Annotated in this window: 13 protein-coding genes and 3 pseudogenes; 14 read left to right on the top strand and 2 right to left on the bottom strand. The window is 35.8% G+C overall.

Features of this window, described 5'->3' with window-relative positions; genetic code table 11:
- The 7 genes and pseudogenes from GEZ84_RS02130 to GEZ84_RS02105 all read left to right on the top strand — a co-directional run.
- Positions 1-1,865, top strand: a 1,865-nt coding sequence (locus GEZ84_RS02130; RefSeq protein ID WP_153223223.1) for an LPXTG cell wall anchor domain-containing protein, incomplete at its 5' end; no start/stop codon positions are given.
- Positions 1,866-2,241: 376 nt separating this feature from the next.
- Positions 2,242-2,686: pseudogene (locus GEZ84_RS10670) on the top strand (IS30 family transposase); the annotation flags it as partial.
- 216 nt (positions 2,687-2,902) lie between these two features.
- Complete coding sequence (locus GEZ84_RS02125) at positions 2,903-3,067, top strand: hypothetical protein (RefSeq protein WP_153223221.1); 165 nt, start codon at positions 2,903-2,905, stop codon at positions 3,065-3,067.
- Between the two features lie 120 nt (positions 3,068-3,187).
- Positions 3,188-3,271: pseudogene (locus GEZ84_RS02120) on the top strand (CPBP family intramembrane glutamate endopeptidase); the annotation flags it as partial.
- A 55-nt stretch (positions 3,272-3,326) separates the two neighbouring features.
- Positions 3,327-3,623 (top strand): bacteriocin immunity protein, encoded by a 297-nt coding sequence (locus tag GEZ84_RS02115; protein WP_194252007.1) that lies wholly within the window; start codon positions 3,327-3,329, stop codon positions 3,621-3,623.
- A gap of 131 nt (positions 3,624-3,754) precedes the next feature.
- On the top strand, positions 3,755-4,741 hold the full coding sequence (locus GEZ84_RS02110) for a rhodanese-related sulfurtransferase (protein ID WP_020902652.1): 987 nt from the start codon (positions 3,755-3,757) through the stop codon (positions 4,739-4,741).
- A 228-nt stretch (positions 4,742-4,969) separates the two neighbouring features.
- Positions 4,970-5,830, top strand: a complete 861-nt coding sequence (locus tag GEZ84_RS02105; RefSeq protein ID WP_153223218.1) for a DUF4299 family protein — start codon at positions 4,970-4,972, stop codon at positions 5,828-5,830.
- A 70-nt stretch (positions 5,831-5,900) separates the two neighbouring features.
- On the opposite strand, the pseudogene GEZ84_RS02100 reads toward GEZ84_RS02105, so the two are convergent.
- Positions 5,901-6,182: pseudogene (locus GEZ84_RS02100) on the bottom strand (DUF6574 domain-containing protein); the annotation flags it as partial.
- A 135-nt stretch (positions 6,183-6,317) separates the two neighbouring features.
- Between GEZ84_RS02100 and GEZ84_RS02095 the strand changes: the two are divergent.
- The 7 genes from GEZ84_RS02095 (at position 6,318) to GEZ84_RS02065 (ending at position 12,859) form a co-directional block, all read left to right on the top strand.
- Positions 6,318-7,241, top strand: coding sequence for a helix-turn-helix domain-containing protein (locus tag GEZ84_RS02095; RefSeq protein WP_153223216.1), 924 nt, complete (start codon positions 6,318-6,320; stop codon positions 7,239-7,241).
- Positions 7,242-7,382: 141 nt separating this feature from the next.
- Positions 7,383-7,604: a hypothetical protein gene (locus GEZ84_RS02090; RefSeq protein ID WP_153223214.1), complete on the top strand. Its 222-nt coding sequence runs from the start codon at positions 7,383-7,385 to the stop codon at positions 7,602-7,604.
- Positions 7,604-8,194: a TlpA family protein disulfide reductase gene (locus GEZ84_RS02085; RefSeq protein WP_228113007.1), complete on the top strand. Its 591-nt coding sequence runs from the start codon at positions 7,604-7,606 to the stop codon at positions 8,192-8,194. Before GEZ84_RS02090 ends, GEZ84_RS02085 begins: the two co-directional genes overlap by 1 nt.
- Positions 8,195-8,666: 472 nt before the next feature.
- Positions 8,667-9,530: an ABC transporter ATP-binding protein gene (locus GEZ84_RS02080; RefSeq protein ID WP_153223210.1), complete on the top strand. Its 864-nt coding sequence runs from the start codon at positions 8,667-8,669 to the stop codon at positions 9,528-9,530.
- A 23-nt stretch (positions 9,531-9,553) separates the two neighbouring features.
- Positions 9,554-10,246, top strand: coding sequence for an ABC transporter permease (locus GEZ84_RS02075; protein ID WP_153223208.1), 693 nt, complete (start codon positions 9,554-9,556; stop codon positions 10,244-10,246).
- Between the two features lie 8 nt (positions 10,247-10,254).
- Positions 10,255-10,836: a hypothetical protein gene (locus tag GEZ84_RS02070; protein ID WP_042901803.1), complete on the top strand. Its 582-nt coding sequence runs from the start codon at positions 10,255-10,257 to the stop codon at positions 10,834-10,836.
- Positions 10,829-12,859, top strand: coding sequence for an ATP-binding cassette domain-containing protein (locus GEZ84_RS02065; RefSeq protein WP_153223206.1), 2,031 nt, complete (start codon positions 10,829-10,831; stop codon positions 12,857-12,859). The genes GEZ84_RS02070 and GEZ84_RS02065 overlap by 8 nt, the downstream gene beginning before the upstream one ends.
- Positions 12,860-13,095: 236 nt before the next feature.
- Here the strand turns inward: GEZ84_RS02065 and GEZ84_RS02060 are convergent, their stop codons facing one another.
- Positions 13,096-14,160, bottom strand: coding sequence for a DUF6574 domain-containing protein (locus tag GEZ84_RS02060; protein WP_153223204.1), 1,065 nt, complete (start codon positions 14,158-14,160; stop codon positions 13,096-13,098).
- Between the last annotated feature and the right edge of the window lie 4 nt (positions 14,161-14,164).

Raw genomic sequence — 14,164 nt, 5'->3', positions numbered from 1 at the left:
CAGAAGGTAAGACAGCAGTTATCCCAGCGTCAGACTTGACTAAGTCAGCAGCAGATGCAGCTAAACCAAACGCAGGCAATGACATCGTTAAACCAGCAGATAAGACAGTAGTAGCAAATCCAGATGCGTTAACTCCAGAAGAGAAGAAAGCGATTGAAGATAAGGTTAAAGCAGTCAATCCAGGTTCAACTGTAGTAGTGGACGATAAAGGCAACGCAACCGTCACAACCCCAGAAGGTAAGACAGCAGTAATTCCATCAGCAGACTTGACAAAAGATCCAGAAACTGCAGCTAAACCAAACGCAGGCAATGACATCGTTAAACCAGCGGATAAGACAGTAGTAGCAAATCCAGATGCGTTAACTCCAGAAGAGAAGAAAGCCATCGAAGATAAGGTTAAAGCAGTCAACCCAGGTTCAACTGTAGTAGTAGACGATAAAGGAAATACGACAGTTACAACCCCAGAAGGAAATACAGCAGTTATCCCAGCGTCAGACTTGACTAAATCACCAGAAGATGCAGCTAAAGCAAATGCAGGAAATGCAGTAAACACACCAGCAGCTAAGGTGGAAGTTAAAGATCCAGCTAAATTAACAGATGAAGAAAAAGCAAAAGTTAAGGAAGCAATTGAGGCAGTCAACCCAGGATCTAAAGTTGTAGTAGACGATAAAGGAAACGCAACCGTCACAACCCCAGAAGGAAATACAGCGGTAATTCCAGCAGCAGACGTAACTAAGTCAGCAGCAGATGCAGATAAAGCAAATGCAGGAAATGCAGTAAACACACCAGCAGCTAAGGTAGAAGTTAAAGATCCAGCTAACTTAACAGATGCTGAGAAGAAAGCAATCGAAGACAAAGTTAAAGCAGTCAACCCAGGATCTAAAGTTGTAGTAGACGATAAAGGCAACGCAACAGTCACAACACCAGAAGGTAAAACAGCAACAATTCCAGCAACAGACTTGACTAAGTCAGCATCAGACGCAGGTAAAGCAAATGCAGGAAATGGAGCAAATACACCAGCAACTAAGACAGTAGTAAAAGATCCAGCTAACTTAACAGATGAAGAAAAAGCAAAAGTTAAGAAATCAGTAGAGGATGTAAACCCAGGATCAACTGTAGTAGTAAATGATAAAGGTGATGTAATCGTTACTAAAGGTGATGGAACAGTATTAGTAATCCCAGAACTTGACTTAGTAATTCCAGAAGATAGATTAACTGATCCAACTCAACAAAATGGTGTAAACACACCAGCAACTAGAGTGTTAGTTGGAGATAAAGCTAAATTAACAGCTGATGAAATTGAAAAAGTTAAAGAATCAATTAAAGCAGTAAATCCAGGAGCGACTGTAGTAGTAGACGACAAAGGCAACGCGACAGTCACAACACCAGAAGGTAAGACAGCAACAATTCCAGCAGCTCAATTAGTTAAAGATGCTAAAGATGTTGCAGCTAAGAACAATGGTGAAAACATCAACCTTGACTTCGAAAAAGAAACAGTAGCAGACCTCAATAACTTAACAGATGCAGAAAAAGCAGCTGCAAAAGCTAAGATTAAAGGAGCAAATGCTGATGTGGTAGAAGTTATCTTCGACAAAGCAGGAAATGCAACTGTAATTACTAAAGATGGTAAAGTTTACACAATCGTATCCAAAGATATCTTTAAACAACGTTCTTCTACAGACAATGGAAGTTCAGCTAATACTGGTCAAATAGTATCAGAACACACAAATGCACGTAAAGGAGCGAAAGAATTACCATATACAGGTACAGAAGATTCTGTGGTTTCCATGGTAGCAGCAGCCGCAAGTGCATTACTTGGTCTTGGTCTTGCAGGCCGTCGTCGTAAAGAAGACGAAGAAGCTTAATTGGTAGATTATTTGATAAAGATCAGATGATAAATCCGATTTTCAGAGCTTAAATAAGTACCTTTTATAAGAAAATCTCCTAGCAGGAAAGTATGCTAGGAGATTTTTTGAAGTATAGTGAATTGAAGCTAGAATAGTGGGATACGACTTCTATAATAAATTGAAACTAGAATAGTACTTTTCGGATGCTAAAACATTTTTAGAAATTAATTTGATTTTCATAATCAATTTGTTCGGTTCTTATTTCAATATACTACGATTTGCTAAAAATCTGTTATTGTTATTGATTTTGTAAATCTGATCTATACTCGTAAATGAGTGCTTTTAGTTGGTTAGGAAAGATTCTTTAGTTTGTTGCTTTGTTTAGTATAAAAGGTCGATACTTTTTACTAAACTACTATACATCTTTCTTGATGATAGAAGAAGTAGACATCAGATTATCCGATTGATTCCAAATAAAAGCGCGGAGTCGGTCAATCAGGCTCTAAAACTCATCTTAAAACAGCATCAAATTCGGCAGATAACAGAACAGAATTCAACTGCTTGTCTGATGTATTTTCTTAGGAGCGCATGTATTATGTGTAGCTCTATGCCTCTTGGGAAAGGGAAACTAATGAGAATCACAATAGACTCGTTCGCAGATGTTACCTAAAGAAACTAAGAAAATGATTCTTAAAGAAGTTGTCTTCATCGAAAATTGGCTCAACAATTATCTGAAAAAATGATTGTCCTACAAGCTTACTAGAGAAGACTTCTTGCTGGTTAACTCGAAATTGAGAGTTTCTCGTGAAACATCTATTTCTTTCTGTACTTTTTTCTAGTTGTAGGTGACTTAGTTCGACAAACTTAAGAGGGATGATTGACCAAAAGAAATTATTTTGCTTGACTATTAGAGGGATTATGGTACATTTAAAATGAATAAAATAGGAAATAGAGACTTAAAAGCTGTTATCTATGCGTTCTTGGGTTGTTTTTGTTAAATTTGGGAAAGGTTGCTATCGGCATATACATATTCCCAAAAAGAAACGTTAGGAGAATTGGCAGATGTGATTTTAGGGAGTCTTGATTTTACAGATGACCATACTCATGATTCTTTCATGGATAGTGTTGTTTGGAGCGATGAGGATTTTTATCATGTCAGTTTTATTGTGGGAAGATTTACTTTGTTTTCTCCTGAAATTGAGTTTTTGTCCAGCCTCTAAACAAAAATTTAAGTTCAGTCTAGATAGGTCTGGTATTTCAAGGAGATGGTTTATTGTGGCTTGCTATATTAGTTGCTAAATCGGTAGTTAAGATTAAGTTTTATTTTTTTAAACTTCAATCCTACTTATGCGTCTTATGTGATCAATAATATTGTCGCGACCCTACCATTTTTGTTGACTTTTTTACAGAGGGTGTTTGGGTAAATACTGGCGAGAGAGTTAGGAAGGAACGTTTTTCAATTTAAGGAGGTAAATGAGTATGACACCATTAAAATGGTTTGAAGGAGGAAGCGAAAGACGTTGTGAGGCGATGACTATCATTGATGATCTGCTGGAAGGTATAAAGGATGCGCCTCAACTAACTCCTCTGAAAAATCAGCTAGTGATGTATAAAAAACGATTAAAGGACGATGGGACTTCTGCTCCATTTATATTGAGCCAAATGAATGTTGACATCTCACGTGTGTTGATTGACAATAAGCTGATGTTATCAGAAAGTCAAGCTAGGCAAATCAAAAAATTGAGAGAATTGTCGGCGATTCGCTATGGTTACTGATGAAGTGCAGGGACAGACCACCTTCTAAAATTTCCAGTCAAATAAATTGCATTCGTTTTCTTAAGCAGGTATACTAGTATAGATAGATGAAAAATTCTGAAAATTTAAGAATAGAAAAGAGAACAAATCTTATGGCAAAAGATATTCGTGTCTTACTTTACTACCTTTATACTCCAATTGAAAATGCAGAGCAATTTGCTGCAGACCACTTGGCTTTCTGTAAATCAATCGGTCTTAAAGGCCGTATCCTAGTCGCTGACGAGGGAATTAACGGAACAGTTTCAGGTGACTACGAAACAACTCAAAAATATATGGACTACGTTCATAGCCTCCCAGGAATGGAAGACCTCTGGTTCAAGATTGATGAAGAAAATGAACAAGCCTTCAAGAAGATGTTTGTTCGCTACAAGAAAGAAATTGTCCACCTTGGTTTGGAAGACAACGACTTTGACAACGACATCAACCCACTTGAAACAACAGGTGCTTACTTGTCTCCAAAAGAGTTCAAAGAAGCTCTTCTTGACGAAGATACAGTTGTCCTTGACACACGTAACGATTATGAGTACGACCTAGGACATTTCCGTGGGGCTATCCGCCCAGACATCCGCAACTTCCGTGAGTTGCCACAATGGGTTCGTGATAACAAAGAAAAATTCATGGACAAGCGTGTTGTGGTTTACTGTACAGGTGGCGTTCGCTGTGAGAAATTCTCAGGCTGGATGGTTCGTGAAGGCTACAAGGATGTTGGCCAATTGCACGGAGGAATTGCAACTTACGGTAAAGATCCAGAAGTCCAAGGTGAGCTTTGGGATGGAAAAATGTACGTCTTTGACGAGCGTATCGCAGTAGATGTCAACCATGTCAACCCAACTATCGTAGGAAAAGATTGGTTTGACGGAACACCATGTGAACGTTATGTCAACTGTGGAAATCCATTCTGTAACCGTCGTATCTTGACATCAGAAGAAAATGAAGACAAGTACCTTCGTGGATGCTCACACGAGTGCCGTGTTCACCCACGTAACCGCTATGTTTCAGAAAATGAATTGACACAAGCTGAAGTTGTCGAGCGCCTAGCCGCTATCGGTGAAAGCTTGGATCAAGCAGCTACTGTATAAGATTAAACAGTCCTTAGGGGCTGTTTTTTCTATGCTTTTTACTCAAAAATCTAATACTAAATGAAAATCAAAGAGCAAACTAGGAAGCTAGCCGCAAGCTGTACTCGAGTACGGCAAGGCGAAGCTGACGCGGTTTGAATTTGATTTTCGAAGAGTATAAAGTTTGTTTTTGTATCTTTCAGAAAAATAAGGTATACTATGTGTAAACGATTTCAAAGGAGTCCAGTTATGACGAAAACATTTTTTATTCCAAATAAACAGAGCATTTTAGGAGAACAGGAAATTTTGACTGCCAAGTCCATCTTGGCCTTGGTGGATGGTTTGGAGTCACATAGCTATGATGCGGTTTATCTCCGTCAGCCTCTTAACCGTCTCGAGTATATCGAGTGTGCGATAGTGGGGCAATCACAATTTCTCTTTAAGGTCAGTTATGCTGATGGTCAAAAGGCTTATCGTATCGATATTCCCGACCTACTAACGAAGACAGACTGGCAGATTATCAAGTCATTTTTAGATGCTTTGCTTGCTTATACAGGAACTGAGATTGAAGGACTAGATGGTTTTGACTTTGCAGCTTATTTCCAAGCAGGTATTCAAGCTCATCTAGCAGATACTGCAGCTCGTTTTACGATTTGCCAAGGAATTTTTAATCCTGTTTTCTTTAGTCATGAGGACTTGAAAAGCTTTTTAGGGGAAGATGGCTTGGCTCAGTTTGAAGCGCGTGTGCGTGCGGTTCAAGAGACAGATGCCTACTTTGCAAAAGTTTCCTTCTATCAGGATGGAGAAGGTCAAGTGCATGGTGTTTACCATCTGGCTCAAGGAGTCAAGACTGTTTTACCGAGAGAACCATTTGTGCCTGCAACCTATATTGAGCAATTGCTGGATAAGGAAGTGCAGTGGGAGATTGACTTGGTGCAAATCACAGGAGACGGCTCTAAACCAGAAGACTATGAAGCCATTGCTCGCTTGGACTATGCAAAATTCTTAGAGTCACTACCATCAGCATCCTACCACCAACTAGATGCCAATCAATTAGAAGTACAACCCATTCTAGGACAAGATTTTAAAACATTAGCACAAGAAGAGTAAAGCAGAAGCAGGTCAATCGACTTGCTTTTTGATATATAAAAAATCCTGCCATGAAAGACAGGATTAAAGTTTAAAGAAAGGCCAAGATACGAAGATAATCCCCAATCAGTGCGACTTCAGCTACAAAGAAGAGGAGGATAATGACTCCGTTCACAAGGACAGACAAGAATAATTGATAGAAGGAGTCGGTTTCACTTGCTTGGCTTGGTCTTGTAATGATATGGAGACTGGCAAGCAGAATGATTCCAATGCTAATCACACACAAGAGGGCTGTAAATCGTAGGCTATCAAAGAAGGCAAAGAAACTAGCAATAGCAGTGAGGAAGATTGGAATTGCCAAGGTGTAGTAATAGTTGAACTGAAATTTATGTCATAACACAAAGATAGTTATATATATTTCAAATATTGCTTATCTCTATAGAAAATAGTAAAATATATACAGGAAATTTATTTTTCATATGGAAATAGTTGTCAGGAGAGTAAACAAATGGATATAAAAATAGAAGTAGGTAAAAGAATCCGAATGTTGCGAGAGATGAAACATATCACTCGTGAAACTCTTTGTGACGATGAAACTGAGATAACGGTGCGCCAATTAGCACGGATTGAATCAGGCCAGTCTTCCCCGAGTTTATCCAAGGTAGAGTATATAGCTTACAAACTAGGCTGTTCAATTTCACATATAGTAGATATGGATCATATGATTTTACCCTCCGAGTACTTGATATTAAAGGATAAACTCATTAAGTTTCAAACTTATGGAGATGATGATAGAATCCAAGTTAAGGAAGAGTTGTTTGAAAGAGTTTACGAACACTATTATGACAGTCTACCTGAGGATGAGCAGATTGCAGTTAGTGCCTTACAAGCTAGTTTTGATGTCTTTGTAAGTGAAGATGCAGGTTTTGGCGATGCTTTGCTGGATGAATATTTTGAACAAGTAAAGATAAGGAAAAACTATTCGGTGAATGATTTGCTTCTGATAAAATTGTACTTTGTTTCGTGTTTAGCAAGACCGATTGGGTATCATCATGAACTGTTTTGGATGCTTTCTAAAAAACTTATAAGAGAAACAAATTCATCCGATTTAGAGACAGCTTATATGTTAAAGAGAACAGTGCTTGATTCTTTAGCTGTTCAATGGATGGAAAAATCTTACTCCACTTTTGAGCCTTATGTTAAGGCGATGAACAGGCTGATGATTTTATCGCAGGATTTTCAAAACAAACCAATTGTTGATATGCTTGAAGCTATGTGTACCTTATTTCATAAACGGGATAAGGAAAAAGCCATCCGCTTATACGATAGAGCTATTATTTGTGCTCAAGCATTTGGAGACCAAGTATTAGAAGCGCGTATATTGGGAGAAAAAGAAAAAGATTTAAAAACTTTTGAGGAAATGGAGAGCTAACATGACATTTTTGTCATGTTTTTTATTTTTGAAAGCGCTATACTATGATCATAAAGAACAAGAGATAAGGAGGAAAGAAGCATGTTTGGATTTGAAGTATTCTTAAGTCTTAGTTTTTGGTTTTCTGGATAGGAGATAGAAATGGAAGATTTTAGTATCTCGCTAGAGACGTTTACACAAACTCGCCACAGTTTGCTGTTTCGAAATAACACGGCGGAGCAAAAGTTGGTACAAATAGAGTTGAATAAGGAACCATTCCGTTTAGCTATTTTAGATGCAGGCGAAGAGCGAGTTTTAATCTTACCAGAAGAATTATCTATTATCGAAAGTTTTAGAATTTCAGAAGTGGAGGACGATCCATGATGTCAAAAAAACATGTTGTAGAGACAATGGTTCTTCTTGTGATAGCATCTTTATTTTTAGCAGGATTTTACTATCAAAACCAGGAATCTCATCATCAAGAAGAAACAGCGCAAGAACTCCTCTTAAAAAAAGAGGAGGAAATAAAACAATATATTTCAAAAACTAAAAATACAACATTCAAGAATGCATTGTTAACCTCTAATGAGGGAGCACAGGTTCAACTATCAGATTATAAGTTTAGACCAAAGGTTGTGGTATTCTGGGCTAGTTGGTGTCCTGATTGCCAAAAAGAGCTCCCAATTATTCAGCACCTTTATGATAAATACCAAGATAAAGTTGATTTCTTTATGGTGGATATAGTTGATGGAGAACGTGAAACACTTGAAACCTCTCATAAATTTTTAAGGAATCAGGGTTTTACCTTTCCAGTTTATATAGATCAAGATTTACAAGCTTTTAAGTTTTTTGATGTAAAAGCTATTCCAACAATATTTATAGTGGATAAAGATGGGATAGTGAAACAAATTTATGTAGAACAAGGAAGCGAAGAAATCTTGTCTAAAGATTTAAAACAGTTAATAAATGACTGAAATGAGAATCTCATTTGGTTATTATAAAAAATTTTTTAAAAGGAGAGTTTTCTGATGAGAAAACTAACTGGACGTGTCAAAAGACACATTGTAGCAGGTCGCTTTTGTATTATAGGTCTTCGATATGGAGTAGGCATATTTTGTTGGGATTAAATAGGAGGATGAAGTAGTGAAAAAACTAAGTAACAAAAATAAAAAGCACATTGTAGCAGGTCGCTTTTGTATTATAGGTCTTCGATATGGAGTAGGTATATTTTGTTGGGATTAAAAGGAGGGTTAAGTAATGAAAAAACTAAGTAATAAACATAAAAAACACATTGTGGCAGGTCAATTTTGTGCTGTTTCACCACTCGGTATTTATGGAATGCTCACAGGTATTGGATTCTTCTGCTGGAGTTAACGTAAGCTAAAAATCTCTGGCAGGGTTCATTCCTTGTCAGAGACTTTTTAATATAATGAACGGAGAGAAACTATGAATCGTGTGATTTTAAGTCTTAAAAATATTGATAAAACATATGGGAAAGAACAGGTTCTACATAATATTTCCTTTGATATTGAGCAAGGGGAAATATGTGGTCTTATCGGAGAGAATGGTGCAGGAAAGACAACCTTAATGAGAATTCTTCTAGGACTAATTCAATCTGATAAGGGAGAAATCAAGAGTGTTTCTCAGCATAAGATTGGCAGTATTATCGAATCACCTGCCCTTTATCCAAACTTGACTGGACGTCAACACTTGCAATATTATAAAACAAGATTTGGTTTAAAGACAGATATCACAAAAATGTTGGAATTGGTTCGCCTACCCAAACCATCATGGGACAGAAAAGTAAAAAACTATTCTCTTGGAATGAAGCAAAGATTATCGATAGCAATTGCCCTTTTGGACAATCCAGAGCTTATTATCCTAGATGAACCAGTAAATGGTTTAGATCCTCAAGGAATTTCAGATTTAAGAAAAATGATTTTGAATTTAAGGGATCAGTTGGGAGTTACCTTTTTGATTTCAAGCCATATCCTATCGGAGTTGGAGTTTATAACAGATAAGTATATCATTATGAAAAAGGGGAAAATTCTAAATGTGATGAGTTCAAAAGAGCTAGCAAATGATTTGTCGGAAAAGCTCTTCCTTAAGACGAGTGATAATCAGATTCTAAAAACGTTTTTAAAAGAAGAGGGCATTGTTCATTTTGAGCAGGATGACTATCTGGTTGTGCCAGAAAAGGAAAAATTAATGGTTATCTTGGAATATAGTATTGCTTCAAATCTAGTGATACAGGATATTTATATTAAGAAGGAACGCTTTGAGGACTACTATTTGCGTAACATTATCTGATGATTTAAGAAAGGAGGAGAGTCATGAATTCTCTTAAAGCAGATATGTATAAATTTTACTGGGAAAAAAGAGGAGTACTTCCTAGTTTGTTGATAGGATTATTGATTTTGTTATTCTCCTTATTTTTTAAGTCATCGAATGAAGATGAACCAGCATTTCGAGTATTGATTTCAAATGTGAGTGGTTTTATTCCTTTGCTTTTTATCTCTACTAATTTATTTTTCTGGGGGGAAGATTATAGTTTCCGTACGATTAACATTCTGCTCACAAAAGAAAAACAACGATGGAAGTTATTTTTATATAAAACTTTGGGAGCCTTTTGTTTGTCTTTCCTATATGTAACTATTTTTTATAGTTTAACAGCTCTTGTCTATTTGGAGGGAGACTTGGTGTTGATTGTTTCGACATTTTTACACCAACTACCATACTATTTGGTTATTATCAGTATCTCGTTATTGATTTTTCAAATATTTGATAAGGTTTATGAATCAAGTATAATTTATATACTCTATATTTTACTGTTTGATAACCTATTGGTTTATGTCCTTCCAAACTCTGGTGAGAGTGTGAGAGACTATTTATTAATGACTTTAAATTTGAAAACTTCCCCTGGGGTAAGTCAATTTACCCTTACGAATGCAGGCTATCCTATATTGGTAAGTATAGCAGTGATTGTACTTGCGTTTGTTGTATTTAGTAAAAAAGAATTTAAGTAGGAGTACTAATGATGAAAAAAATAGGAATTGTAATTGGGCTGTTGTTACTGTTTGTAGTGGCTGGAATTTTATTAACCTTAAAACGAGGAGAAACGACAATCAGTGTGAAACAATCATGGGCTCTTTCTTCTAAGAGTATTAAAACGTTAGAGTTTTATGGTTCAAAGCAAGCAATTGATGTTAAAGTTGTCAAGAGTGAATCAGATGAAACAAGTGTTCAAATAGAAGGAAAAGTTTCCGAAGAATCAGTGAATAACATAACTAAAAACGTTAAAATGAGTTCAGATAGTCTATATATTCCATTTTCACAACATGGCTTTAATTTGGCTTTGAGTTCACAAGGGAAAGATAAGTTATATGTAACCATTTCCTTAGGGAAAAATGCGACTTTCGAAAAAATATTTATAGATACTCTTGTTGGTGATGTATCTATTACAGTTCCTGAAGACTTTGATGGAATCTATACTTTACATACAAATAATACAGGAGAAGTTTTAAGGGTTCCTACGACAAATCAAACTTCGAATAGCGTCATTGAAGTTGATGGTTATAGTAAGATAAGTGTTGAAAAAGGAGAAAATAATGGTTAGTCACTATAAACAAGCAACTTTGCTGGATTGTGGAATGGCTTGTGTAAAGACAATCATTTCTTACTATTTCCCAAAATTAGAACATTTAGATAGTCTACAATTTGATAACAATAACCACCAAGGACTGTCTTTGTTTGATATAGAAGATATACTAAAAAGCTATGGTATTGATGCGGATTCTTATCAAATTGAGACTCCTAGTTTGTTAAACAACGTATCATTTCCTTATTTACTGGTAGTAGAAAGAGCTAGCTTGCCTCATTATATCGTCGTGTTGGATGGAGACAGTAGTTCATTGATTGTTTCTGATCCTGCAAATGAGGAAATTGAGAAAATTTCAAGATTAGAACTTTTTAGTCAGAGTGTAGGAATTGTTTTAATTCCTCAAAAGAATGAGAATGTTAATTCAGAAGATAGAAAAGATATTGTTACGATAAGCTATGCAGATAAGTTATATCATAGATTTCTAGCTTCACTTGGTTGGAAGAGAAAATTGGCAATCTTTTTCTTGGGATTAGCTAAAATTAGTTTACCTATTGCTATTGCTTTTTTACTACAAATAACAATGTCTGGTCTACTTAACATTCAGTTTAGTATTCAACTATTTACCCTAGCTTCAATAATATTAGCTTCATATTTGTATTGGCAGTTCTCTATATTAGAAACGAGATTAAAAGGAAAGATTGAGAATAATTTTTTAAATGATATTCTGTCCTCTTTTTATAAGAACCAATTAAATGATTTTTCTTTAACTAAGAATTATGAGTATGTTAGTAGTTATTTTTGGAATTTGTTGTTATCAGCAACAGGTATTATGCAAAAATTTTACTTAAAGGTACAGTTTTTAGTGTTTTGTTTGCTACTGTTATTGCTATTAAAATTGAATATTATTATTTTCGCAGTTACATGCGTATCTATAGCTATTCTTGGTTTATATGTCAATTTTGAGATACGAAAAGTTGTAAAAAATCAGCGAGAATTTATTGCTAATAGTTCTAACTTTAGTTCTCTTGTAGAAAATACAATTTATGGTTTGCAAGATATTATAAGTTTCCAAAAATCTAGTGACTTCATCAAAGAATTTGATGAAAGACTCAATGAACTGTTGGGAACGAAACTAGATAGTACACATATTACCAATAGATTATTAGCTTCTACGCAGATATTTATTGGTTTAACTGGTTCATTTTTGCTTGCTACTGTGAATATTATTAGAGATTACGCACATATATCAGAGTATGCAAATAGTATTTTGATTCTATTACTGTTATCCAGCATTTTAAATTCTTTAATTACATCTTGGGTAGCATTGAAAAAAAGTCAATATTCCTTTGAGTTTATTGGACTAGAGGAAGTAGGGATGGAAAGTAATCTTGCTACCATTCCAGTATCTAAAATTGAACAATTGTCATGTCGGAATTTATGTAAAAAATGGGATGAAAGGTTAGTATTTAATAAATTAAATTTCGAGTTTAATAGTGGTGAATTAACCGTTATTACAGGCGGCAATGGAACTGGGAAATCATCCCTTTTGAATATTATTCAGGGATTATCTTCTCCAACAGAGGGTGATATTGTACTGAATGGAATGGACAGTTTTTCTACTTTAGAGGAAACTAATATTTTGGATTATTTAAGCGTGTATTCATCTGAATTTCATGTATTTCCTGGAAGTGTTTCAAAAAATATTAATTTCACCCTATTTAATAAGGAAAACTATGAATCAAATAATCTTGATAGTCTGAATCTCAATATAGCTCTAAGTCATCAGATTGATGGGAAAGCCACCAATATTTCGCAAGGTCAGAAACAAAAAATTCTACTCATGAGGAGTTTATCGCAAGAAAAGGATATCTATCTATTCGATGAGCCTACAGGAAATTTGGACAGAAACTCAACTGAATTATTTCTAAACGAGGTTGAGAAATTAGTGAACGAGGAAAAGATTGTTATTGTCGTGACTCATGATAAGAATGTTATTGCTAGAGCAAGTAAAGTTATTAATATGGACGAATTTCATTAAAAGTTAATAAATGGAGATTGGTGGTTTCTAATCTTAATTTTACATATAACTAGTTTGCATAATATTTGGAATAACGAACTTCATAGCAACGTTATCATACTACTGAACTATAGAAATAAACCCCATCCTAGGACAAGATTTTAAAACATTAGCACAAGAAGAGTAAAGCAGAAGCAGGTCAATTGACTTGCTTTTTGGCATATAAAAAATCCTGCCGTGAAAGACAGGATTAAAGTTTAAAGAAAGGCCAAGATACGAAGGTAATCTCCAATCAGTGCCACTTCAGCTACAAAGAAGAGGAGGATGATAACCCCATTCACAAGGACAGACAAGAATAATTGATAGAAGGAGTCGGTTTCACTTGCTTGACTTGGTCTTGTAATGATATGGAGACTGGCAAGCAGAATGATTCCAATGCTAATCACACACAAGAGGGCTGTAAATCGTAGGTTGTCAAAGAAGGCAAAGAAACTAGCAATGGCAGTGAGGAAGATTGGAATTGCTAAGAGTTGACTATATTGTTGGAGAACCTTTTCTAGCGTCCAGTCCTTTTCTTGGTAGATAAATCGTCTCACGACGAAACTACCCAAGAGGAATGAAAAGAAGAAGAGTGTTGTTGCTACTAGGATAGAGATAATCGAAAAGAGATTCAATGAAGCAAATTGTTCAGGGAAGTGATTATGCATAGTTGCTATATGTCCATAGTAAGCATGTTTGATGTGGTAGATACTAAAGAAAAAGGAAGATGCAGAAAACAGAATGAGCAAGAGAAAGGCTGTGTAACTGTGTGTGCTACTTGTTTCAAGATTACTCGTAGGAGATTTGATTGCTTCCACTAGCCAAGACCAAAAATCAAGCGCTTGCTCTTTCCATCTATCCCTAGATTTTGGAGCTTGGTCGGGGATATAGGGACTTTCTAAGGATTGACTGATAAGAAGGGGCTCTTTCGTGGTTGGTTTTTGCTGAGGAAGTGCTTCTTGACTCTCTTCAGCTATAGTGACTTTTTCTGTTTCTTTAGAAAGGTCTTGCTCTTCTTCAGTAGAACTAGATGCCTTCTTTTCTTCTATTTCTGTTCTCGCTTCACTGTCTTCAGGCGTTTCAATTTTCTCTTCTTGCTGGCTTTCTAGTTCAACTTCAGCTTGAGAGACTTCCTCCTCTACTTGAGTATTTTTTTCAATTGGCATATCGAGATCGACTATCGTTTCTTCAGCCTTGTCTGCAACATCTTGGGCTTGTTCATCAGGCTTGTTCTTGCTTGTTGTTTTTACAAAATCATTACTTTCAAACCATTCTTGTTTCATGAGG

It is taken from the genome of Streptococcus mitis (genome assembly GCF_009496155.1).
In the GTDB taxonomy this organism is placed as follows: Bacteria; Bacillota; Bacilli; order Lactobacillales; family Streptococcaceae; genus Streptococcus; species Streptococcus mitis_BQ.
This window is presented reverse-complemented; position numbering and strand designations above follow the sequence as displayed.